Annotated in this window: 25 protein-coding genes; 12 read left to right on the top strand and 13 right to left on the bottom strand. The window is 37.5% G+C overall.

The window, feature by feature from the left end; genetic code table 11:
- Positions 1 to 255: 255 nt before the first annotated feature.
- The 6 genes from FFS26_RS03275 to FFS26_RS03250 all read right to left on the bottom strand — a co-directional run bounded on the left by FFS26_RS03275 (position 256) and on the right by FFS26_RS03250 (position 4,241).
- On the bottom strand, positions 256 to 1,044 hold the full coding sequence (locus tag FFS26_RS03275) for an SDR family oxidoreductase (RefSeq protein ID WP_137904271.1): 789 nt from the start codon (positions 1,042 to 1,044) through the stop codon (positions 256 to 258).
- A gap of 93 nt (positions 1,045 to 1,137) precedes the next feature.
- Positions 1,138 to 1,527 (bottom strand): RidA family protein, encoded by a 390-nt coding sequence (locus FFS26_RS03270; protein WP_110009693.1) that lies wholly within the window; start codon positions 1,525 to 1,527, stop codon positions 1,138 to 1,140.
- A 100-nt stretch (positions 1,528 to 1,627) separates the two neighbouring features.
- Positions 1,628 to 2,191 carry a Crp/Fnr family transcriptional regulator gene (locus tag FFS26_RS03265; protein ID WP_110009809.1) on the bottom strand — a complete coding sequence of 188 codons (564 nt, stop codon included), beginning with the start codon at positions 2,189 to 2,191 and terminating at the stop codon, positions 1,628 to 1,630.
- Positions 2,192 to 2,262: 71 nt separating this feature from the next.
- A complete protein-coding gene (locus FFS26_RS03260; protein ID WP_110009692.1) occupies positions 2,263 to 2,754 on the bottom strand; it encodes an SMI1/KNR4 family protein in 492 nt (163 codons plus the stop codon).
- Between the two features lie 9 nt (positions 2,755 to 2,763).
- Positions 2,764 to 3,366 (bottom strand): TlpA family protein disulfide reductase, encoded by a 603-nt coding sequence (locus tag FFS26_RS03255; RefSeq protein WP_137904270.1) that lies wholly within the window; start codon positions 3,364 to 3,366, stop codon positions 2,764 to 2,766.
- A 155-nt stretch (positions 3,367 to 3,521) separates the two neighbouring features.
- On the bottom strand, positions 3,522 to 4,241 hold the full coding sequence (locus tag FFS26_RS03250) for a DUF6796 family protein (RefSeq protein ID WP_110009691.1): 720 nt from the start codon (positions 4,239 to 4,241) through the stop codon (positions 3,522 to 3,524).
- 195 nt (positions 4,242 to 4,436) lie between these two features.
- Here FFS26_RS03250 and FFS26_RS03245 point away from each other — a divergent pair, with 195 nt between their 5' ends.
- The 3 genes from FFS26_RS03245 (at position 4,437) to FFS26_RS03235 (ending at position 8,893) form a co-directional block, all read left to right on the top strand.
- On the top strand, positions 4,437 to 5,420 hold the full coding sequence (locus tag FFS26_RS03245) for a helix-turn-helix transcriptional regulator (protein WP_137904269.1): 984 nt from the start codon (positions 4,437 to 4,439) through the stop codon (positions 5,418 to 5,420).
- A 323-nt stretch (positions 5,421 to 5,743) separates the two neighbouring features.
- On the top strand, positions 5,744 to 8,074 hold the full coding sequence (locus FFS26_RS03240) for a TonB-dependent receptor (protein ID WP_110009689.1): 2,331 nt from the start codon (positions 5,744 to 5,746) through the stop codon (positions 8,072 to 8,074).
- Positions 8,075 to 8,077: 3 nt separating this feature from the next.
- Entirely contained in the window at positions 8,078 to 8,893 is an 816-nt protein-coding gene (locus tag FFS26_RS03235; RefSeq protein ID WP_137904268.1) for a DUF4249 domain-containing protein, read from the top strand.
- A 48-nt stretch (positions 8,894 to 8,941) separates the two neighbouring features.
- Here FFS26_RS03235 and FFS26_RS03230 read toward each other — a convergent pair whose 3' ends face one another.
- Entirely contained in the window at positions 8,942 to 9,667 is a 726-nt protein-coding gene (locus FFS26_RS03230) for a YoaK family protein (RefSeq protein ID WP_110009687.1), read from the bottom strand.
- 365 nt (positions 9,668 to 10,032) lie between these two features.
- Here FFS26_RS03230 and FFS26_RS03225 point away from each other — a divergent pair, with 365 nt between their 5' ends.
- Both FFS26_RS03225 and FFS26_RS03220 read left to right on the top strand, forming a co-directional pair.
- Complete coding sequence (locus FFS26_RS03225; protein ID WP_137904267.1) at positions 10,033 to 10,719, top strand: Crp/Fnr family transcriptional regulator; 687 nt, start codon at positions 10,033 to 10,035, stop codon at positions 10,717 to 10,719.
- A 98-nt stretch (positions 10,720 to 10,817) separates the two neighbouring features.
- Positions 10,818 to 11,213: a VOC family protein gene (locus FFS26_RS03220; RefSeq protein ID WP_137904266.1), complete on the top strand. Its 396-nt coding sequence runs from the start codon at positions 10,818 to 10,820 to the stop codon at positions 11,211 to 11,213.
- Positions 11,214 to 11,285: 72 nt separating this feature from the next.
- On the opposite strand, the gene FFS26_RS03215 is transcribed toward FFS26_RS03220, so the two are convergent.
- The 4 genes from FFS26_RS03215 to FFS26_RS03200 all read right to left on the bottom strand — a co-directional run bounded on the left by FFS26_RS03215 (position 11,286) and on the right by FFS26_RS03200 (position 15,629).
- Positions 11,286 to 12,233, bottom strand: coding sequence for an alpha/beta fold hydrolase (locus tag FFS26_RS03215; protein WP_137904265.1), 948 nt, complete (start codon positions 12,231 to 12,233; stop codon positions 11,286 to 11,288).
- 139 nt (positions 12,234 to 12,372) lie between these two features.
- The gene (locus tag FFS26_RS03210) at positions 12,373 to 12,780 is read right to left on the bottom strand and encodes an ACT domain-containing protein (protein ID WP_171006226.1); all 408 of its coding nucleotides are present in this window, start codon (positions 12,778 to 12,780) and stop codon (positions 12,373 to 12,375) included.
- Between the two features lie 484 nt (positions 12,781 to 13,264).
- Positions 13,265 to 13,918, bottom strand: a complete 654-nt coding sequence (locus FFS26_RS03205) for a response regulator transcription factor (RefSeq protein ID WP_171006225.1) — start codon at positions 13,916 to 13,918, stop codon at positions 13,265 to 13,267.
- The gene (locus tag FFS26_RS03200; RefSeq protein WP_137904263.1) at positions 13,896 to 15,629 is read right to left on the bottom strand and encodes a sensor histidine kinase; all 1,734 of its coding nucleotides are present in this window, start codon (positions 15,627 to 15,629) and stop codon (positions 13,896 to 13,898) included. Before FFS26_RS03200 ends, FFS26_RS03205 begins: the two co-directional genes overlap by 23 nt.
- A gap of 577 nt (positions 15,630 to 16,206) precedes the next feature.
- Here FFS26_RS03200 and FFS26_RS03195 point away from each other — a divergent pair.
- Positions 16,207 to 17,346: a vWA domain-containing protein gene (locus FFS26_RS03195; RefSeq protein WP_110009806.1), complete on the top strand. Its 1,140-nt coding sequence runs from the start codon at positions 16,207 to 16,209 to the stop codon at positions 17,344 to 17,346.
- Positions 17,347 to 17,407: 61 nt separating this feature from the next.
- Positions 17,408 to 18,862 (top strand): sigma 54-interacting transcriptional regulator, encoded by a 1,455-nt coding sequence (locus FFS26_RS03190; protein WP_137904262.1) that lies wholly within the window; start codon positions 17,408 to 17,410, stop codon positions 18,860 to 18,862.
- A 127-nt stretch (positions 18,863 to 18,989) separates the two neighbouring features.
- Here FFS26_RS03190 and FFS26_RS03185 read toward each other — a convergent pair whose 3' ends face one another.
- Together FFS26_RS03185 and FFS26_RS03180 are read right to left on the bottom strand one after the other, a co-directional pair.
- Complete coding sequence (locus FFS26_RS03185; protein WP_110009681.1) at positions 18,990 to 19,397, bottom strand: YybH family protein; 408 nt, start codon at positions 19,395 to 19,397, stop codon at positions 18,990 to 18,992.
- Positions 19,397 to 19,645, bottom strand: coding sequence for an FUSC family protein (locus FFS26_RS03180; protein ID WP_137904261.1), 249 nt, complete (start codon positions 19,643 to 19,645; stop codon positions 19,397 to 19,399). Before FFS26_RS03180 ends, FFS26_RS03185 begins: the two co-directional genes overlap by 1 nt.
- Before the next feature lie 153 nt (positions 19,646 to 19,798).
- Here FFS26_RS03180 and FFS26_RS03175 point away from each other — a divergent pair, with 153 nt between their 5' ends.
- From FFS26_RS03175 to FFS26_RS03155, 5 genes are all read left to right on the top strand, one after another.
- Positions 19,799 to 20,623 (top strand): GyrI-like domain-containing protein, encoded by an 825-nt coding sequence (locus tag FFS26_RS03175; protein ID WP_137904260.1) that lies wholly within the window; start codon positions 19,799 to 19,801, stop codon positions 20,621 to 20,623.
- A 69-nt stretch (positions 20,624 to 20,692) separates the two neighbouring features.
- On the top strand, positions 20,693 to 21,814 hold the full coding sequence (locus tag FFS26_RS03170; RefSeq protein ID WP_137904259.1) for an agmatine/peptidylarginine deiminase: 1,122 nt from the start codon (positions 20,693 to 20,695) through the stop codon (positions 21,812 to 21,814).
- Positions 21,815 to 21,941: 127 nt separating this feature from the next.
- Positions 21,942 to 22,883 carry a 3',5'-cyclic-nucleotide phosphodiesterase gene (locus FFS26_RS03165; protein WP_137904258.1) on the top strand — a complete coding sequence of 314 codons (942 nt, stop codon included), beginning with the start codon at positions 21,942 to 21,944 and terminating at the stop codon, positions 22,881 to 22,883.
- A 173-nt stretch (positions 22,884 to 23,056) separates the two neighbouring features.
- Positions 23,057 to 23,386, top strand: coding sequence for an ArsR/SmtB family transcription factor (locus FFS26_RS03160; RefSeq protein ID WP_137904257.1), 330 nt, complete (start codon positions 23,057 to 23,059; stop codon positions 23,384 to 23,386).
- Positions 23,387 to 23,463: 77 nt separating this feature from the next.
- On the top strand, positions 23,464 to 23,937 hold the full coding sequence (locus tag FFS26_RS03155) for a DUF6428 family protein (protein ID WP_137904256.1): 474 nt from the start codon (positions 23,464 to 23,466) through the stop codon (positions 23,935 to 23,937).
- Positions 23,938 to 23,939: the final 2 nt, after the last annotated feature.

Raw genomic sequence — 23,939 nt, 5'->3', positions numbered from 1 at the left:
ATGACAACTGAAACAAAGGGTTTATTACATTTACCTTATTTTATTCTCAAACCACAAAAGTCATAAAAGTCTTGGCGTAGTTTAATTAAGTTAAAAAACAATGCTGCAAAAAGTTCATATAAGAAGAAGTAAAGCAAAGATTTCAAATAACTTATGTGTACTTTAATACTCAAAATAGTAAGCTTAGAAACAAATTCAAAAACTTTTGTGACTTTTGCGGTTTAAAAGAATTTATATTTCCTAAATGGTAAAGTTTTAATAGGTATTATTCAATCCTCCATCCAAAGGAATACTTGTTCCAGTAAGATAATTTGAATATTCAGAAGCCAGAAAAGCCACGAGATGTCCATATTCCTCAGGCTGTCCGAATCTTTTCATCGGAATTTTATTTTCCCTCGCCTTTTTTATTTCTTCTTCAGCATTGCCACTTTGCTGCGCTTCATGAGCTACCAGTTTTTGAATTCTTTCAGTATCGAAGTATCCTGTTAAGACATTATTTACCGTGATATTATGCTGTGCAATTTCGTTGGAAAGCGTTTTGGCCCACGCAATTACTGCTGAACGGATAGAATTGGACAAGGCCAGATTTCCAATCGGTTCTTTTACTGAAAGTGATGAAACATTGATGATACGCCCTTTTTTCTGTTGGATCATATGAGGCAAAGCCAATAATGTTGTTTCGCAAACAGTTTTAAACAGCAAATCAAATGCTTTCTGATAATCATCGGCATTTTTATCCAGTGCTAAACCAGGTTCAGGACCATTGGTATTATTCACCAGAATATCTACAGAATGATTATTAAAAAATCTTCCTATAATTTTCTTATAACTTTCAAAATCTGAAAAATCTGCTACCAGATACCCATGTTTCTGATCAGTATTGATGACCGGAAGAGATGAAACAAAGTCTTTAAGTTTGGCTTCATTACGGGCCATAACCGTAACATTAGCACCGCATTTTGCCAGTTCAACAGCTATTCCGGCACCGATTCCCTGGGTTGCCCCTCCTATTAAAGCATTTTTTGAAAAAAGTTGGATATTCATAAGATTTTTGGATATTGTAATTGGTATAGATAAATGTAAGAAAAAACCTTCAGATTATATTTTGAAGGTTTAATTTTTAAGTTCAATGATCATTTATTTTACGACGGTAGCTTCAAGCTCCACTTTTAAAGTTTCAAACAAACCTTTCACTTCAAGCATCGTTACAGCCTGCTGAATTGCATGTGTGGCAATCCACTCCTGAAGAATAGGAAAATGTGGCCAAAGCTCTTCCGTAGAAGTTGTATAAATATTTAATCTTACAATACCGCCACATTCATATCCTGCAGTACTGATTACTTCTTCCAGATTGGCAATAGCCTGTTCCAGCTGCGATTTCATATCCTTATTACTGGATGTTCCATCGGGGTCAATAGCTGCCTGTCCCGAGCAATATAAAGTACTTTGCACATTTTTTACCTCTACCGCCTGTGAATAGCTTCTTTCATCCTGCCATTTCCAAGGATTAACCGTTTTTTTTTCCATTGTCTTGAATTTGTTATTTGTTACTGTACAAAATTGCAGAACAAATACAGCAAATTCCTGTGATACGGATAACGATTATAGTGTGAGTTTGATCACAGCGTTACAGAGGCAGACGGCTTAAGGTTTCTCTGGACACCCCTAAATAAGCAGCCAAAAGAGATTTCGGAACACGCTGAACAAGAGAAGGATATTTTTCCAAAAGCTGCTCATAGCGTTCTTTTATTCCTGTTGTCATCATGGAAATGGTACGCTGTTGAGCCGTAATAAATCCCATATATGCTTTTTCAAGGAAGAAATGCTCCAGCTTTGGAAGTTGAGCGCAAAGTTTTCTGTAATCGTCCAGCTTAATACACAGTACTTCCGTATCTTCAATACATTCCAGAGACATTGTTGCTGCCGTTTGCTGATAATAAGCGGGAAAATCTGTTTCCCACCAGTCTTCCATGGCAAATCCAACAATATGTTCTTTTCCGGTTTCGTCAGAATAAACCAGCTTCAGCAAGCCTTTCAGGACAAAATAATTATAGGGAACCGTTTCCCCTTCCTGTACCAGAAACTGATGTTTCTTATATTTTTTATAAGTAAAGCAGGATGATATGAATTCAAATTCATCATCATTAAGAGGAATTATTTTTTCAATATGGGTTCTTAGCTGATGCAGCATATTCTGTTTCTTATGGTAAAAGTATTCTTTTTTCACTTAGACATTTACATTCATTGCTGATAAAACCAGCGTTACAATGTAAACGGATACACATCACTTAATGTGGGATGAATCGTATTCAGGGTTTTATAGAACTCCAGACGAACCGGCTCAGTGATATGGTCATATTGATCAAAACATTGATCCAACTGACGGATAATGATTGCCATTTGCAGCCATTCTTCAAAATTAATATGCATCGGCTTCAGCTTCCCGTCATCATCATGATCATAGAAAAAAACCTTCTGATCCCTGTCCAGAAACCATCGGTCACCTTGTCCGTTGCCAGCAAAACACCAGTACTCCGGCAAGTTAAATTCTTTATTTTCATTGACTGCATCCACTGAATTGTACAGAATGGTCTCAGAAGAGATTTCTGTTGTTTTTATTTGAGTAACCAGCGTTTTATAGCTTTCAGAGAAAGGAAATACTATAACCTTTGGAAAATTCTGCACGGCGCTTTTTTCTTTAAGGATTTTATTTTCTATTGCGGTAAGAGCTGGCACGATAAAAGGAATCATCATTATTAAAAATTATGGCTTTTCTCTCAACAGTTCATCAATCTGCTTATAAAAGGAATCTTTGCTATAATCTGCCACTCCTATATGCTGCATGCGGATTTCTCCTTTCTTGTCCAGTACTACTGTTGTAGGCAGAGAGCCGCTATACAATATATCAGGAATATTTCCAGCCGGTGTAAGAAAAGGAACCGTAAAGCCTTTCTCTTTTAAATAAGATTTTCCCAGACTGACATTATCATCCAGATTTACTGTAAGAAATACCATATCCGGATTATTTTTATACTGATCATACAGCTTCTGCACAGATGGAAATTCAGCCCTGCAGGGAGGGCACCATGATGCCCAGAAGTTAATAAAGACCACTTTATTCTGTAAAGCAGAAGTATCTACAATTTTTCCTTCTTCATTTTTCAGCATCAGCCCGGCATAGGAAACTTTGGCAGCATTATTCTGGTTTTTTTGTGGTTCTGATATGCTGGAATTGAGAATTCCGGTGGAAGCCACCTGCCTCATCAGCCATGCCTTTGCATCCTTATTCACCAAAACGATAATAAACAATACGGTAAGTACTGCCGTAGAAGCATTTTTTCTTATCCAGATCCTCAGATTTTCCATATTCTTCCGCTTAATTCCCAGCCAATATAAGATTAATATTCCGAACAATATTCCCAAAAAGATAGTTTTAATATAAAGAAGCCTTTAAATTCTAAGATTTAAAGGCTTTCCTCTCCATTTATTTCAAGTTAAGATCATGGTCATATTTTTTATAGCTAAATCCTGTTCAGCAATTTCTTTCTGAAAAAGAAAAGCAGTGAACTGAAAAATGTCAGATAGGCAATATTGAATATGGCACCTCCTACCCATCCTGAAAAAGGAAGCGGTAAAAGATTTTTTATAGGGATGATAAACAAAGTAAGCGCAAATGGTGTCAGCAGAGCCATCCACCCCGGCAAAAGGGTTTTATTGAAAAGAATACAAACAGCAAAGGAAATCCATCCGACTGCCAGTACACCAATAGCTGTTCCCCAGGCAATGTTAAGCATTTTCATAAAACCTCTTCCCGTCTCCAGAAGATAAGGGTGAGAGGCAGAGTCTGTATGATAAACTGCTTTATAAATCTCCCCCACATAGAAAAATCCGGCATGTCCTAAAGGTGATAAAACCGCCCCTGCCAGTAGGATCCAATACACAAAGACTGCATACCATTTTTGAGTGTCTTTGAAAAACTGATATACCAGCCAAGTGGCAGGAAGCAGTAAAGGCCCGGTAAGAGCACCAATCAAAGCACCAAACATCAGCCTTGGAGTGGAACCTTCCAGCATTAAAGTTGCAAATTCTACATTCACCTGATCTGCATAGGTCTTTGAAAACAAAGGATAATCTGATGGATCCGGATCAAATCCGGCAACGTAAATATCACCAATAATCCAACATATTGACACTGCTATTGCAGCTGCAAAAGACCAGTTTATTTTACCTGAATATTTCATAATTTTTAATAATTAATTTGTATAAGATGCACATCGTTTCATTATTTCTTTCTTTTATTTAAAAGTAATTTAATTATTAAGAACGATTCTAAATAATTATTATCTTTGTGCAAACTTAGTCTAAACATTCAACAGAAAGGGTCTGTAAAACGGAATAAAAAGTCCGTAAAAAGGAAATTCTAACAACAAAAGGAAATGACAGTACGGCTATATGATGAAAACTTTGGAAACATGCTTATGGAGCGGGATTATCCTTCCTCTTATTTCTTAGATGATGGAGGCATCCAGGAATGCATTACCCAGCTGACTCCTCCTTATGGAAATGGTTTTTATCACGAAATAAGCTTTACCCATGTCCACATCAGTTTTGGAAATATTGTATTGAATAAACCGCTTCAATTGTACCTTGAGAGTGATTTTGATTCGGTAGAAATGCATTTTACCCTGAAAGGAAAAAGCAAAGCCATTTCGGGTAACTTTCAAAAAACAATAGTGTTTGATAACTACCAGCACAATATTATTTATGCTCATCATATGGAAGGCAGGATGGAATTCGAAGGTCCGGAAATGTATGTATTCGAAATCAATCTTGCTCCTGAGTTCTTTAAAAAATTTCTACCTGAGTATTCAGGACTGTTTGAAATATTCAGAAATTCGATTGACAAGCAGAATTCATCTCTCATTCAGACTGAGCATAGCCGCATTACCCATGATATGTATCAGATTCTGAACGACATCATTCTTTGCAACAGAAAAGGGACTTTCAAACGAATTTATCTTGAAGCTAAGGTAAATGAACTTCTTCTGTTGCAGCTTGAACAGTTTTTTGACAGTGAATCCTCATCTTCTTCTCTTCAGAAAAAAGATATAGAGAAAATGTATGCGGTGAGGGATTATATTGTAAAAAACCTGAATGCAGATAGTTCTCTGAATGATCTTGCCCATCTGGTAGGAACCAACGAATTTACTTTAAAGAAAGGATTCAAAGAGCTTTTTGGGACTACCGTTTTCGGATTCTGGAATGATCTCAAAATGGAGCAGGCTAAAAAAATGCTTCTCGACAGTGATCTGAATATCAGTGAAATTTCTGATCGTATCGGCTATAAAAATCCGAGACATTTTTCATCAGCATTTAAACGAAAATTCAATATCCTGCCAAGCCAGATCAGAAGCAGATAGCATCGTGCAGTCTTATAAAAGCTCATTTGTGTTTTTTTAATACCGGATAATAATAAAAATTAAATAACGGTCGTTAATAATTTGTTTTTCTATAAAATCTACCAAAAAAACAACAATAAATTAATATACAATGCATAATACTGCTTTTTATCTGACAGTCCTCTTTTATCCTTGCCATTATCATTTCCGGAAGTCTGCTTTTCCCATGGATTTATTTCATAATTAATTTGTTACCTGTAACAAATCCCCTATTCATCCAACTCATTGAACATCATCAAAACATTAACTCATAGACAAGAGATCTACTACTTTAAAATAAACTAATGCAAACATCCTTTCTAAAAATTACCGCTGCCACCGCTGCGCTCTGCTTCAGTACACTGGCAATGGCCCAACAAACGTATTCCGTAAGTGGAACCGTGAAAGACAAAAAAAACGGGGAACTGCTCATCGGAGTCTCTGTAAAAGTAAGCGAAGATCCCAGCATCAATGTTGTTGCCAACGAATATGGATTTTATTCCCTTTCATTACCCGAAGGAAATTATACCCTGGTTATTTCCTACCCGGGATATCAGGATTTTGAGCAGAAGATCAATGTAGATCAGAATATAAAACTCGATCTTCCGCTGCTTCCATCAGAATCTGTAGAAAAAGCCATTGATGAGGTGGTGATAACCGGTATCAAAAAGGATAAAAACCTGACCTCAGCTCAAATGGGAGCAGAAACGTTAAGTATTAAAAATATAGAGAAACTTCCTGTACTTTTTGGTGAAAAAGATGTCATGAAAACCATACAGCTTTTACCCGGGATCAAAAGTAACGGTGAAGGAAGCAGCGGGTTCAGTGTAAGAGGAGGTGCTACCGACCAAAACCTGATCCTGCTGGATGAAGCTCCTGTTTATAATGCCTCTCACCTTCTTGGTTTTTTCAGTACATTCAACAGTGACGCCCTGAAAGATGCCAGCATTATCAAAGGAAACAGCCCCGCACAATACGGAGGACGCCTTTCTTCTGTATTGGATGTTAAAATGAAGGACGGAAACAACAAAGATTATAACATCAACGGAGGAATCGGGCTTATCAGCAGCAGGCTGAGTGTGGAAGGGCCTATTCAAAAGGAAAAATCATCATTCATCGTATCGGGAAGAAGAACGTATGCGGATCTTTTTCTTAAAGCCAATAAAGATTATAAAGACAACAAATTATATTTTTACGATCTGAACCTGAAAGCCAATTATCAGATCAACGAAAACAACCGTATTTATTTGTCCGGGTATTTTGGAAGAGATGTTCTGGGATTGGGAGACACATTCAATACAGACTGGGGAAATACGACGGCCACTTTGAGATGGAACAGCATCATCAGCAGTAAGCTATTCTCCAATACTTCATTTATTTACAGTAATTATGACTATAAGATCAGTCTGAAAAATGATGATACGGTATTTGATTTAAATTCAAAAATCCGTGACTGGAATCTTAAGCAGGATTTTACCTGGTTTGCCGGAAACAAGCATTCTGTACGTTTCGGTCTGCAGTCTATTTATCATACCCTTACTCCGAGCAGTGCTTCCGGTACCACCGTGAGCAGTTTTGCCAGAAATCCGAGATACTCGTGGGAAAATGCCGTTTACATTAATGATGATTATAAAGCAACGGAAAAGCTGACCATCAATTATGGAGCAAGGCTTTCCATGTTCAGTGTACTGGGAGGTGACACATTCAATACTTATGAGAATGGCGTACTAACCGACAGTAAATTTTTAGAGAAAGGAAAATTCGGGAAGACCTATGTGAATATTGAACCGCGTATCAGCGCCAACTACCGCATCAACGAAGTGAGCAGTGTAAAAGCAGGTTATTCCAGGAACACTCAGAATCTTCACCTCTTAAGCAACAGCAACAGTGGAAATCCTACCGATCAGTGGATAGGAAGCAGCTATACGGTAAAACCGGAAATTGCAGATCAGATCAGTTTAGGATACAGCAGAAACTTCAACAACAATAATTACGAATTGAACGCTGAGGTTTATTACAAAGACATGAAAAATCAGATCGACTTTAAAAACGGGGCTCAGATTGGCTTTGACACGGGAGCCGACGTAGAAAGTGAACTGTTATTCGGAAAAGGGAGAGCCTACGGTCTGGAACTCATTGCCAAAAAGAAGAGCGGAAAACTGACAGGATGGATCTCCTATACCCTTTCTAAAACAGAAAGAAAAATCAACGGAATCAATAATAATGAATGGTATAACGCCAGAATGGATAAAACCCACGATTTATCCGTCGTTGCAACGTATCAGCTTAATCCGAAATGGAGTTTTTCAGGATTATTTGTATACAGTACCGGAAATGCAGTTACCTTCCCTACCGGAAAATATGAACTGAACGGACAAACAGTCTTCCAGTACAGCAACAGAAATGCAGACAGAATGCCTGCATACCACAGAATGGATCTGAGCGCTACTTACGAACCAAGTTCCAATAAGCGGTTCCGCGGTTCATGGACATTTGGTATTTACAACCTGTACGGCAGAGAAAATGCTTATACAATCAATTTTGAAGACAATCCTGACCGCCCGGGAACAACACGTGCCATGCAGACCTCTTTATTCCGATGGGTCCCTAATATCACTTATAATTTCAAATTCTAACTCATGAAAAATACTTTTTATATCATAGTATCCCTCTTCGCCTTAACCTCCTGTGAAAAGGAAATTGACCTGGATCTGAACGATCAGAGCGGGAATATTGTCATTGAAGGCAATGTAACCAATCAGTCAGGACCTTATACTGTAAAAATCACAAAGTCCGTTGGATTTTCAGAACCTAATCAGTATCCGGCAGTAACCGGAGCCCAGGTGGTTTTAAGCGATGATACAGGCCAGACTGAAACGCTTCACTATACGGGAAACGGAATGTATCAGACTACAACTTTTGTAGGTACACCCGGCAGAACGTATACATTAAAAATACAGGCCGAAGGAAAACAATATACTGCTCAGAGTACAATGCCTGAGGTAGTATATTTTGACGGACTGGAACAGAGTTCTTTTAAATTTGGTGATAAGACCACCTACACTCTTTTGCCACTCTTTACAGACCCGATGCCATTAGGGAACCGTTATCTTTTCAGTTTTACGATTAATGATCTGCCTAAAAAATACATGAATACTTTTTCAGACAATGTCAATAACGGCTTACCGAACCAACAGCCTCTGATTCTTCCCAATGACGATAACAAGGGCCGCGACCATGAAGTAGTGCCGGGAGACAAGATCCATGTGGAAATGCAGTCTATCGACACCAATGTGTTTACTTATTACAGTGCATTGCTTCAGATTTCGGGCGGCAACGGCGGAACTGCTACTCCAGCTAATCCTCCGAGTAATATCAGCAACGGAGCATTAGGCTATTTTTCAGCCCACACAACTGATACGGAAACTTTTGTGATCCAGCCTGTAACACCATAAATTTAAAAAGGATATTCCCAACACCGGAATATCCTTTTTTATTGTATTCTATCTGAATTTCCTTTTTAAAGCGTAATACCGGTACAGGAACTTATCATGCCTGATTACGCCAAAGAGCAGTCCCGCAGTTACAAGCAGCGTTTTGAGCTGAATCATGCTGTACACAAAACCACCAATCATACATCCTGCAAAAAAGCAGGCGATAATCACCAGTTTCAGGGCTATATTCTTTTTAAGCTGCCTCTTTTCGTTTTCCCTTTCCTTAAAAAAAAGTTTTGATAGCTCTATTCCCAGATCAGTAAATAAGCCCGTAAGATGAGTGGTTCTTACCACAGATTGTGATACTCTTGTTACCAGTGAGTTCTGAACGCCCATTGCAAAAAGCAAAAGCCCGGCAATTGCATAAGGAGATATTGAGATTTTCAATGTTTGGTCACCTGTTATTCCCACAAAACCTAAAATCAGAATTTCGGTGATCAAAGGAATGAGATGCGGACGGAACATTTTGTGTCCGGACGAAAATTCAACCATAAAACTGGATGAAAATGCTCCTCCCAGAAAACATATAATAAAGATAAAATAAGTGAGTGCCTTGCTGTAATGATAGAGAAGAATTTCTTCAGAAAAGAAGGCAAAATGTCCGGTTATATTCGTAGTAAGCACTTTCACAGATAAAACACCTGCAATATTCACTATCCCTGCAACAAATGAAAGTACTGATGCAAGCTTAAGATTGTGAAAATAGGTTCTGTTTTTCCCTCTGTGTCTGAACATTTTAAATTTCTATTAGAGCTTCTCCTTCAGGAAAAGAACAACCGGATAAAATAAATAAGAAAAAAAAATAATTAGAAATGTCAGCGTCAAACTGTGAAAAACATGTCCGCTTAAATATTTATCCAGTGTTCTTTATAGATCTACTATTTCCCCTTTAACGTAAAATCCTATTTTTTAGTAATAAATGATGATTCTGAAAAGGCTTCCAGACCTCTCTGAGATCTTCTGTTTCTTATTTCAGAATCAATTTTATTACTTTTGTAAAAGTAATTCGTTCAGGAAAAAAATCTTGTGATTTAGATCGGTTTAAAATGTGATTTAAGTTAAAAACTGAACGTACATCCAATATCCTGTATAGAAAAATTATGATCTCAAAATTTATTTTTAACAATCAGTATCTTTTTGATGAACTCCCTGAGTATGATAAAAATCTTCTTACAGGAGCTATGAAAACCAGGAACTATCGTAAAAATGAACCCATATTTACTGACGGAACAAAACCCAATGGCGTTTACTACCTGAACGAAGGTAAAATAAAGAAATACAAGGTTGATAATGACGGAAGGGAGCAGATTATTTACATTTACAGTTCCGGTGAATTTTTCGGATATTCTGCCATTCTGAGCAATGAATCTTACGGAGATACGACCTCAACCCTTGAAAATTCTGTGATCTCATTTATTTCAAAAGACAGTTTTCTGGATATTCTGAGCCAGTCATCAGTGCTTTCGAGGCTGCTGCTGAAATCTTTAAGCCATGAATTCAGCGTAATGGCGAACCTTATTGCAGTTTTATCCCACCGTACAGTCCGTGAAAGAGCTGCTCTCAGTTTACTGATTCTTCATGATAAGTATACATCAAATGACACACCTGACCATGAAATATTCATTACCCTTTCCCGTGTGGATCTTGCCAATATGGTGGGAACTGCAAGAGAAACCTTAGCCCGTATCATCAATGATTTTAAGCAGGAAAAACTGATCAGGTCTGAAGGAAGGAAAATCCAGATTACTGATATTAAGCGATTAATTCATATCGCTAATTTTTATTAATCATATTTGAGATTAAAGAGCTTGATTTCTACTGACAAACTGTTGTCATAAACACCTGTTACCTTTGTTTAAAATTAGTTTAAACAAATAGTATCCTTATGAAACTTACTTCATTAAGAATGATCAGCCAAGACATTAAAGCAACAGTAGCATTTTATGAACAGGTTATAGGCATAACTGCCACCTGGTATACGGAAGATTTTACAGAACTCTCTGCTGATTCTATCACAATCGCTATCGGAAGTACCCGGACCATGCAAATGTTCTCAGAAGATCTTACAGATTTCGCAGGAACAAAATCAACCATTATTGAATTTATGGTTAAAAATGTTGACGAAGAATACGAAAGGATTAAAAGTATGACTTCCCGAATTATTCAGGAGCCGACCACGATGCCCTGGGGAAACAGATCTCTCCTGTTCTGTGATCCGGATGGCAATATGATTAACTTTTTTACTCCGGTAAGTGAAGAGGCTGTGAAAAAATTCAGCTAAATCCTGATATCAGTAAAAAAAGACCCGCTGTTCATCAGCGGGTCTTCTTGTTATAATTTTTTAAGAACAGATTCATTTTCCGAGGAATTCTGTAGCTTTCGCAACAAATATATCATGATATTGATAAAAAGAAGCATGTCCTGAATCCGGGAAAATTACCAGCTCTGCATGGTCTAAATGCTGAGCCATATTTTTAGCATTCTGAACAGACACCGGAAGGTCATTTTCACCATGAACAATCAGTACCGGATTTTTAATCTTCTCTATTTCTGTAAGCGCATCAGCATCAGGCTGGGCCCAGCTCAATACTGCAGTAAACTGAGCACCGGAGGCAGCATCATTTAAAGGAAGATCTCTGTCCGTCGTACGAAGCTGAACTCTTGCAAAAGAAGCTTTTCCTTCCGCAATACTCTGAGCAGATTCTGTAAAACCAAATTTCAGGAATGAAGCTTCAGGACTTAAGCCAGCGGTTCCGGCAATAATATTGGGCAGATTAGACAATCCTATGGCTCCCTGAGGGCCTGTACCTGCTAAAATCACTTTATTAATCAGTGACGGATTGGTAAGCACTATTCGCTGTGCGACGAATCCTCCCATAGAAAATCCCATGATATTCACTTTGGTCAGGTTCAAAGCCTTAATAAAGTCTAACGCATCGTCGGCCATCGCCTGAACCGTGTTGGGAGTGGTTCCTTTTGAGGAAGAGACTCCTTTGTTATCAAAGATAATGACTTTATAGTTTTTAGCCAGTCCATCCGTCACTGCAGGATCCCAGTCATCCATTGAGCCGCCTAATCCCGGAAGGAGAACCAAAGGAATTCCGTCTTCTTTTCCTAAAACACGGTATGCGATGGCATTTCCTTTAACGGTTATGAATTGGGTTTTGGCAGTATGGTGGTTTCTGTTTTGTATCTCCTGCGTCGTGGGAGGCTCATTTTCTTCAGTACAGGAAACTGTTACTACAGTAAAAAGAGTTAAACATAATAAGCTTAAGGCTGAGATTTTTCTGATTGTTTTCATTGTTGTTTATTTTTGTATGATTATGGTGCAAACATAAAACACAAAAACAGGCAGAACACTCAATTTCGTTATCAAGAGGACATTTTAGCAGCTCAAATAGACCTTTTAAATGGTGAAATACAATTTCTTCGAAAATAATTTACAGCTTCTGAGCTGATCTCAATGCATACAGGGCATCCATCGCTTTTTCAGCATCTTTTCGGGCTACAAAAATATGATCATGGAAGTAAGCGGCAACGACATTACAGCTGATATTTTCCTTTTTCAGGGCATTGGCAAAAGCTGCAGTAAGCCCTACGGCTTCCAGAGAAGAGTGAATTGTAAGAGTAATCCATGAAGAAATATAGCTGTAATTCATATTCCATTCATCTGCTACTGTTTTTTCTACCACAATGGTAACGGCTTCATTTTCCCGGAAAAAAAACAGAACCTTTTCGAGGTCTGGTATTGCTGCTAGAGTTTCAACAGTACAAAATGCATATTCTCCGGTATTCAATACTGGTTCCATATTCTGAATCAGTAGGGCCAAATCTTTTTCTCCTGACATCTTTTTTGATACAAAAATAAGAGATGGAGAGCCACATTTGTTTATCATTTGATAAAAAAACACAAAAGGAGGCTGGGCGCCTCCTTTTTGTGTTTGTACTGTAACCTATTAACTGAACCTCACTATATGTGTTTGTGTTTTTTTCTGATCATTTGGCTTTTTTAAGAAGTCCGTTTAAGGTTATTCATACACTTCTTTAATTTCATCAGTGTTTCTTAATTTTTCATCATTTGTGTTTCTATAACTACCATTTACTATTTGTAAAATAGCTACATCATTTGTTGTTTTTTGAGTGTGAAACTTAAGAAGTTAAAAAACATTTCTCAGTTGTTTTTCATTGCTTAAATTTTACACTACAAAGGAACAACATTTCCAAATAAAATTCTCTATAAACCCCATCGATACATGTCGATCGACTTATAGATATTTATCGATGAAATATAATACCCTGAGAATAAGAAGTGGAGATCACCTTAAAAAAAAACTATAGTTTATGGTGGGTTTTGACAAGGTCCACAAGCTCAACCATATTTTCAATCTTGAGTTTTTCAAAGATATTTTTTTTGATTGTGCTTACTGTATTTTGTTTGATATTCAGACTGTTTGAAATTTCCAGGTTTCCATATCCTTCAGCATAAAGTTCTGCAATCTGCATTTCTCTTTTGGTTAAACTGTTGAGCGGGCTTATCAGATCCGGATTGTAAACAAACTGTACCAGCAGGTTTCTCAGAAGTTCAGAGAAGTACTCTCCTTTTTCGATGAAGGTTGTAATTGCTTTTCTTACGTCTTCTTCCTCACTCAGTTTACTCAGGTAGCCGTCAGCACCGGCTTTAATGAATTTAAGGCCGTGCAGCTCTTCTTCAAGTCCTGTAAAAATCAAAATTTTAATATCAGGATTTACGCTTTTCATCTGTGGTAAAATATGAAGACTGTTTCCGTCCGGGAAATGGGCATCAATAACAGCCATCTCGATTCCTTTCGATTCTATGAGTTCCAATACCTGATGTAAGGATGAAGTTTGATAAACTTTGGCGTTAGGAACAATATCGCTGATAACAATCTCCATTCCCTGGCGTACAATGCTGTGATCGTCTGCCAGAAGGAATATAATCTCTTTATTTTGTATTGGTGTTTCCATTATTATTAATGTTTAAATTGATCCTGAATGTCACTTTAGTTCCTTTATGTAATTTGCTTTCAACCGATATATTGCCGTCAAAAAGCTCTACAATTTCTTTTACAAGGTTAAGCCCAAGTCCTGCTCCCAGATTATCTACTTCATCAGAAACCATACCCTGATAATAAGGATCAAAAATTTTACCAAGATCAGATTCTGATATTCCTACTCCCGTATCCGCTACTGTGGTGATCAGGCAAATTTTATTTTCTCCAAGGGATTCTGTAGCCAATACAAGATCAATCTGTCCGTTTTCTGTAAACTTGTTGGCATTCCCCAAAATATTCATAAAAATCTGATTGATTCTGATATTATCCGAATAGACCACCAGATTTTCAGGGATTCTGTCTGTCACAGCAAACCTGTTGTTTCTCGTTTCCAGATAAGGGGTAATTACCTTTACAATAGAACTGATTTCATCTTTAAGATTGAAGACCGACTGTATAAGCTCTTTTTCAGCATTCTCGTTTTTGGTATATTCCAGAATCTGATTAGACTGCAGAAGCAAGGTACTATTGGTAAACTTGATGGATTTAAGATAATCCTTTATCGTTTCATCTTCGGTAGTTCTGTAGATTTTATCAATGAAAATATTGATGATTTTCAAAGGAGACCTCAGGTCATGACTTAACATTCCAAGAATCCTGTTTTTGAAATTAAGGTTCTTTTTAATCTCTTTATTGGCAGCATCCAGTTTCTGTTCATAGATAAACGCCATTCTTGTAAAATACATAATCAGGATAGAAACAATAAACATCAGAATCATCAGTCCCAATACCAGATAGGTTCTTATCTTGTTATTATTAGAACTTTGGTCGTTGTATTCTTTTTCCAGTTCAGATTGAAAATCCTTAATGGCATTTTCGTAAACCTCTATTAAGTTATTACTATATACCAGCAGCTTACTGAAATTGCTGTAAAACTGTAAATTATTCTTCTGACTAATGGCCGCAAGCAGCTGAACTTTTTTTACCTCGGCAGCGTAATGCTTGTCCATAGATTTTAGGGTATTGTCCATTTTGGATTTTACCTGAGAAATATCCAGAGTCTTGTTATTGGTCATTGTGATTACAGTACTTTCCTTCTGAACATCTACTTTCCCTGTTACCGCATCTTTTAAACGCCCGAAAAAGCCTTTCTTTTTAATGGTATCCGCATAAGTACGGGTCTGAATATTGAAATCTTCAAAATCGTTTTTATACTTGGCAGGTTCATACTGTTTGTCCTCAATTTTTGCCGGCGGATTGAGGGATGTCTGGTACACTGAATCTATTAACGTCTTCAGTTTTGCAGTCTTTAAGGTATCCTTACTACGAATAGCCAGATTTTTTTTCAATCTTGGACTTGTATTTTCATATTCACCAATTTTATCAAAATTAGTTTTAAGTTTTCTCAGCGACTGGAAATAGAGCTGCAGATCATCGTTATTCTGAGTAGCCATATATTTCTGAAGATGATCCTGTGCATCCATAAAATCTTTCCTGGAATTATCAGTTAATCCTCCCAGGGCACGGCTTTCTTCAAGCTGATCTTTTATAAACTTCAGCTTTTTCCCGTTGACAAATTCGTTGTAGAAAAATATGGCAATAATCACCTGTATCAGTAAAATACAAAGGATCAATGAGTAATGAACAAGTTTTCTCAATTTAAAATTTAAGAATTTATTTTTCATATTTGTTTATCAGTTAAATTAATTTCCTGACCAGATAAGCCCATTAGATATTAGTCTTCAACAATATAGCATTATTTTCAGCAATTTCATAATAGCCATATATTATCTAACTGGCAAAGTTAAAGTAATTTTTGTCTTCTTACTAATAATGAATATTTGATAAAACACACAGAATTTAATTCTTTTTACAATTAAAATGGCTTCTCAACATTCAGTTTTATGTATGTAAATCTATTTTTTTAGATCAATAGCAAAAAAGCGGGCTTCCGGCAAAATGTTCTTTTTCTGTTTATTTCATTCCAAAAAACAATTCAAACATTTGAAAATATGCACATTACAAACTCACAAAACTTTGATAAAGTTCAGGATGTAAAATTCACAGTAAGCAAAAAAAGCCCAGAATTATATTTCGATTCCATATCACAATCATTAGTATTTTCTATTTTTCCAGGGGAATCATGAGATGATATTTTCCTAACTTTTCAGTTTGAAAGGAATCAAAGAATATTTCAGACCATTCATTACATTCTCTGAAATACTCAAAAGCAATTAACTGCAAAAAATGCTTTATCATCTTATGAGAGATAAAAATTTTAATCCCGGAAAAGGTTTTATATTCAGCAAGCATGTGCCGGAGGAATTATCAAATTTTGAACGTGTCTTTGATGTTTTCAAAGATCTGCTTACCCATACCTCCGGAGATATTGAAGAAGCCTTCGACTGGCTGGACATGCTTGATCAGGAATATGATATTTTCAGTGATGAGTATACCCTTCAGGATTTTGAAGAGGATTTGAAAAAACGAGGTTATATCAGGGAAGAAGACCCTGAAGAAGGCAATACTGGAGGTGGAAAAGGTAAAAAAATATTAACCCCTAAACTGGAAGCTGCCCTTCGTGAATATGCGCTGGATCAGATCTTTGGTAAACTGAAGAAAAACGGAGCCGGAAATCACCGTACCCATAAGACAGGAATCGGAGATGAACGTGATGGTGAAAACCGTTCTTTCCAATATGGAGATGATCTTGCTGCCGTGAACATGACCGAAAGTTTAAAGAATGCACAGATCAACAACGGAATCTCAGACCTTCGTCTCACAGAAGATGACCTGGTCGTAGAGGAAACCAAGCATAAGGCACAAATGAGTACTGTTCTGATGATTGATATCAGCCATTCAATGATTTTATATGGTGAAGACAGGATCACTCCGGCCAAAAAAGTAGCCATGGCACTCGTGGAATTGATCAAACGGAAATATCCGAAAGATTCTATTGATATCATTGTTTTTGGAAACGAAGCATGGCCCATTAAGATCAAAGACCTTCCCTATTTAAAAGTTGGTCCTTATCATACCAACACCGTAGCAGGTCTGGAACTCGCCATGGACATCCTTCGCAGAAAAAGAAATACCAACAAACAGATTTTTATGATCACCGACGGAAAACCCAGCTGTATTCAGCTGCCCAGCGGTGAGTTTTATATGAATAGCTTTGGGCTGGATGAAAAGATTGTCAACCAGTGTTTCAACAGAGCAGCACAGGCAAGAAAACTGAAAATTCCTATCACGACTTTCATGATTGCCCAGGATCCTTATCTGCGTCAGTTCGTGGAAGAGTTTACAGCCCAGAATAAAGGAAAAGCTTTCCTGACCGGACTATCAGGATTGGGGCAGATGATTTTTGAAGATTACGAAAAAAACAGAATAAGAAGAATATAAAGATCAGATTTCACATTATTTAAAAATAAAAATCTCATCAGATAAATAGTATTACAAGACAATGAAAAACGATATTACATTCAAAGAATTAAAAAAATCCGGTTATACTCACAAAACGATTAATGAGGAAATCCAGGCGAACTTAATTGCCAGAATCAAATCTAAAGAACCTGTATTTGAAGGGCTTTGGGGCTATGAAGACACGGTTGTTCCCCAACTGAAAAAGGCAATTCTTGCCGGACACCACATCAATTTACTGGGACTGCGCGGACAGGCAAAAACCAGGATTGCAAGAAGCATGGTAAATCTGCTTGATGAATATATGCCTATCGTAAAAGGGTCTGAAATCAATGACAGCCCGTTTCAGCCCATTTCAAAATTTGCCAAAGACCTGATTGCTGAACTGGGTGATGAAACTCCGATTTCATGGGTGCACCGTTCTCATCGTTTCTATGAAAAACTGGCCACTCCCGATGTAAATGTTGCTGACTTAATTGGTGACATTGATCCTATTAAAGCTGCAACCCTGAAACTGCCCTATTCCGACGAACGTGTCCTTCATTATGGAATGATTCCGCGTGCCAACCGTTCTATTTTTGTTTTAAATGAATTACCGGATCTGCAGGCAAGAATCCAGGTTTCTTTGTTTAATATTTTACAGGAAGGAGATATTCAGATCCGCGGATTCCAGCTGAGAATGCCGCTTGATATTCAGTTTGTCTTTACCGCCAATCCGGAAGACTACACGAACAGAGGAAGTATTGTAACGCCGCTGAAAGACAGAATAGGATCTCAGATCTTCACCCATTATCCCAAAACAATAGCACTTGCCAGACAAATTACAGAACAGGAAGCATTGATTTCTGCTGAAGATAAAGAACAGATCCTGATTCCAGACCTGGCAAAAGATCTTTTGGAAGAAGTTGCTTTTGCTGCCCGTATCAGCGAATATGTGGATGCCAAAAGCGGTGTCAGTGCCCGTTTGACCATCAGTGCCATGGAAAATTTAGTGGCAGCGGCGAAATTACGTTTAATTGAATCCGGAGCAGAAAGAACCACTGTACGTCTGCTAGATTTTATGTCGATCATTCCATCCATCACAGGGAAAATTGAGCTGGTCTATGAAGGAGAACAGGAAGGAGCAGATTACGTGGCCAAAATATTAATTGATAAAGCGGTAATGACCCAATTTGAAAGCCTGTTCCCACGTATTTCAAAACTGGAAAAAGAAGGGATCAAAACACCGTACACTGACCTGATCAGGTGGTTCAACAAAAATCATTTAGAACTTAACTACAATGATACGGATGAAGAATTTTATGCTAAACTTGACAAGATAGAACCTTTGACAACTGTGGTGGAAGAAAATGCTTCTGAATTGAGCAGAGAAGACCAGAATTTCTGCAAAGAGCTTGTATTATGGGCATTAACCATCAGCAATAAAATTGATAAATCTGAAAATCATAATGCTTTCACTTTCGATTCTCCCGGAATCGGCCAATTCTTACGCAACTAAAATCAGTAAAATAATATAAAAGTAAAACCTTCAGATGAACTGAAGGTTTTTTATTTGTTTCTGAAAGACTTTATCCCCACCCTTGTCAAGGTCTAAAACCTTGACAAGGGTACAATTATTTCAGACTTTATACCAGATTGTCATTTTTAAGCACAGCAGAACCGAAAGGATTGTCAACCAGCCACAGCCACTCTCCTTCTTCATTTCTTTTCATGATACAGGAAGTATTGCCTGTCATATGAATAGAATGCCCATCCGGAGCAGTTCCCGTTATTTCCCACTGATCCTGCCACATCGCCAGATCATTTACAACAGTGATATGTGGAGTTTCACCTTGAATATCCAGTTGTAAGCGGCAAATCTCATTCATTGCCCTTTCTATCTGCTCAAACCCTCTCCACTCTCTTCCATCGCGGTCTATGTAGACAGCTTCTGGATGAAAACAGCTTAATGCTCCTTTTACATCTCCGTTTCTGATGCAATGCCGAAAATAGGCTACAGCACCAGTTTCTGTTTTTCTGTTAAATTCCTGCATTACTTCACATTTCTGGAGTCCATTTCCCTTTTCAAGCCTTTCTTACCTTTATTCCAGCTGTTGGCCACAAAAAAAGCAAGAAGTATCGGTAAAAAAGTAGTGAAACTGCTCCCTTTGGTTATGGTACTATAAATAGCAATTCCAGCCAATACCCCCAGGATGATAGCATTCACAACATTTCTGGCTTCAATAGTTCTTTTTTTCTCTATCAGCTCCTGATCCGTTAATTCTGACAAATCTTTTTCCATATTTAATAGTATCTCTTGGTTTTTCGTTTTAGAGCGGTAAAATTCATTTTTTTTAATCTATTTTTACCGAAAGCTAAATTACAATATTGTCAAGATATTTTTTTTATTTGTAATTTATTTCATATCACCAGTTTCGGAAAAATTTCAATGCTTATGGAAGACAACCTGAATTGTATTTACAGAGTTATCAATTTCATGGAGAAGAATTACGACCAGCCTGTTTCTGTAAAGGAACTGGAAGACATTTCTCATTATTCTTACCGGAATATCCAGCGCATTTTCAAGTACAGCTGTGGGGAGACAATAGGTACTTTCCAGCAAAGATTAAAAGTAGAAAATGCCTATAAACGCATTCTTTATACTCAGGAAAATCTTACCTCCATTGCCATTGAAGTTGGTTTTGCCAATATCGCTTCCTTTTCCAAAGCTTTTAAACAACATTTTGGGATTTCCCCAAAAGCGGCAAGACAAAGTAAGGAACAACTCCTTTGTGGAGGTGCCATCATTCCTGTTACCTCAGAGGTCTTGCTGGAACCCGAAATTGCTTATCTGAAACCTGTCCAGGTATATTATCAGAGCATTAACACCTGTTATAACAATGAAGAGATTGAAGTGCTGTGGGAAAAGTTCATGGAAAATGATTTCCCTGACTCAGGGATAGAATATTTTGGAGTTATAGCCGATGAACCATTAATAAAAACAGAAATCAACTGCCGCTATGATGCATGCACATCCGTTCAGTCCGGAAATAAAAAGCTACCTTCAAAAATGATATTCGGAGGTAAATATGCCCGTTTTACCCATCATGGAAGCTACGAAACAATAGACGACACGTATACGAAGATCTATTCACGCTGGATTTTCAATTCAGGTCTTGAGTTTTCACACACTCCTATCATTGAAAAGTATGAAAATCATGCTGAAAATGAAGACGGCCAGGAAAAACAACTGACCTATATTTTATTACCTTTGAAGTAAGTTGTCAATTTGGGACAACTTTAAGAAAAACAATCGATCTAATTTTGCTCTGTTTAAAATAGATCAGTTATGCAAAAAAAGAAAATTATGTTCCCTTTATTACCTCTTCTTTTATTTTCATGTTCTGCTGCAGAGCTATCAGAAATTCCGGGCACTGCAAATCCGGAAACAGCTATTTACAAAATGCCTGAAGAATCAGCTCCACATGAAGGAACCTGGCTTCAATGGCCTCATCAGTATCAGTATGGAGTGACTTACCGCAACAGACTGGATGCCACCTGGGTAGCGATGACCAAAGAACTTGTACAAAGTGAAAAAGTTCACATTATTGCTTATGACGGTGCAGAAAAGAATCGTATTATAGGCCTGCTCAACAATGCTGGAGTTTCTCTCACCAATATCAACTTCAAAATTTATCCAACGGATGACTTCTGGGTAAGAGACAATGGTCCTATCTATGTAAAAGACCAGAACGGGCAGTTATTCATTCAGGACTGGGGATTTAACGGTTGGGGAAACAAAGCCGATTACAGCCAATGTAACGTAATACCTTCTAAAATAGCAGCCGATACCAATATACCAAAAATCAATCTTAACTCAGTGATGATCAATGAAGGCGGAAGTGTGGAAATTGACGGAAACGGAGTGTTGATGGCTTGTAAAAGTTCTATCCTGAATAATAACAGAAATCCGGGAATGACGCAACAACAGGCAGAGGCTATATTTACTAAAAACCTCGGAGTAACCAAATTTATCTGGCTGAATGGAAAAGCCGGTCTTGATATTACCGATATGCACATTGATGGTTTTGCCCGGTTTGCCAATTCTTCTACCATTATTACAATGAGTCCTGATGATCTGGCCTACTGGCAGGTACCGGACGGAGATATTGATAAACTGTATGATGCTACTGCGAAAAACGGTTCTCCATATCAGTTTGTAAAAGTGCCTTTAACAACAAATGATGTGATTACTACGTACGGAAAAAATGTAGGACGTGCTTCTTACATCAATTATTATATTGCGAATAACCGTGTATTGGTTCCTAATTATAACGACCCTAACGATGCAGTTGCCAACAATATTATCCAACAGCTTTATCCTGGCAAACAGGTGGTTGGTATAGACTGCCGGAATTTATTTGCCAATGGCGGAATGGTACATTGTGTAACACAGCAACAACCTCAGTAAAAATGATATTAAAAATAAAGCCTGCTAACTTTCAGCAGGCTTTACTAATAGAGAATGCCCATCGTCAAAAAATAGCGTAAATTTGCTCTGCCCATCCCGAAAAAGATGGTTTTCTATTATACGTATTATGAAAAAAACAGCACTTTCTTTATTGGTTCTTCTGAATATGGTTTGCCAGGCACAGAACTTTGATGTAATTCCCTTAGGAATATATGGTGGTGAGCAGGAAGACAATTTATCAGCCTATCTGGTAGGCGCACCTAAAGACAATGCATTTCTCTGCCTTGATGCCGGTACGGTAAATGCCGGAATCCGGAAAGCAATCGAAATGAAAAGTCTTGAAGGATCAGCAGAAACGGTTTTAAAAGATCAGATCAAAGGATATTTTGTATCCCACGGTCATCTCGATCATTTGTCAGGGCTCATCATCAATTCTCCGGCTGATTCCAAGAAAGATATTTTCGCCATAGCTCCTGTGATTCAGATTCTGCAGAATCATTACTTTATCACGGATACCTGGATCAATTTTGCTGATCAGGGGCAAAAACCTATCCTTGGAAAATACCATTATAATGAGTTGCAGACAGGAAGTGAAATTCCCGCCCCCAAGACTCCTTTTTTTATAACCGGCTATGAACTAAGCCATGTAAATCCTTATAAAAGCAGTGCTGCTTTGGTAAGAAGAGAGAATCATTATCTGCTTTATCTGGGAGATACAGGTGCTGACCGTATAGAAAAATCTGACCGTCTTGACCAACTTTGGAACGTGGCAGCTCCACTTGTTAAGAAAAAACAACTCAATACAATATTAATTGAAGTTTCCTTCCCCAACAGTCAGCCGGAACATCTTCTGTTTGGGCACCTTACTCCTAATCTGCTGACTGAGGAATTGAGTAAACTTAAAGAAAAGACCGGACAGAGCAGCCTTGAAGGCCTTAATATTGTGGTTACTCATAGAAAGCCGACAGGCGATAATCCTGAGCTTATCAAAAAGGAATTATTGAAAAACAATCCTTTAAAAGTAAATTACATTTTCCCCGAACAAGGCAAAAAGATTAGTTTACCCTAACAATAAATTAAAAGATGAAGCGGAAACAGGCTTCATATTTTTTATTTCAGACATGATTCATTGAAATTTAAAACATTGACAATCAGTAATTTAAATTTCAATAATGAAAATTATGAAATTTTTCATTGCCTAATTAATTTTATCATCGTAATATTGCAATATAAAATACAACAATGGGAGTTACTAAAACAGAAATTTATACTGATGAGCAGAATAAGCTGGCTTCTCTGCTTAAAGTTTTGGGACATCCGGCGAGAATCGCAATTCTACAGTACATCATTAATCAAAAAGCATGTATCTGTAATGATCTCGTTGAAGAACTAGGATTGGCACAGGCCACCATTTCCCAGCATTTAAAAGAGCTTAAGAATATTGGAATCATCAAAGGTTCCATTGAAGGAAAGTCTGTATGTTACTGCATTAATGAAAGTACATGGAAACAGTTTCAGAATGAATTCAACCTGTTTTTTAATCAGGATGTTACTATAAAACAATGCTGTTAAGGCATTTTTTTTGAACATAAACATCGTAATATTGCAATATATCATTATAAAATTATAACACTCAATTTTAATCTACTATGAGACTATCAGAAATCAAAGAAATTCTACCGGCATTGGAAAATGTTGAATTTCAATTAGAAAACGGAAATTTTGTTCCAGAACATTTCCATGTAACAGAAGTGGGTCAGATCACAAAAAATTTCATCGACTGCGGCGGGGTCATCAGAAATGAAAAAGTGGTTAATTTTCAACTTTGGGATGCTGATGATTATGAACATCGTCTGAAACCTGCAAAATTACTTCATATCATTCAGCTTTCCGAAGAAAAACTTGGAATTGAAGACTCTGAAATTGAAGTTGAATACCAGGGAGAAACCATTGGTAAATATGACCTTGAATTTAACGGAAAAAACTTCGTACTGAAAAGCAAAACAACAGCATGTCTTGCTCAGGACGCCTGCGGAATTCCTTCCGAAAAACAAAAGAAAAATCTGTCTGAACTATCTGTAACCCCAACATCGGCCTGCACTCCGGGATCCGGCTGCTGTTAATT

It is taken from the genome of Chryseobacterium sp. 2VB (assembly GCF_005503635.1).
Classification (GTDB): domain Bacteria; phylum Bacteroidota; class Bacteroidia; order Flavobacteriales; family Weeksellaceae; genus Chryseobacterium; species Chryseobacterium cupriresistens.
This window is presented reverse-complemented; position numbering and strand designations above follow the sequence as displayed.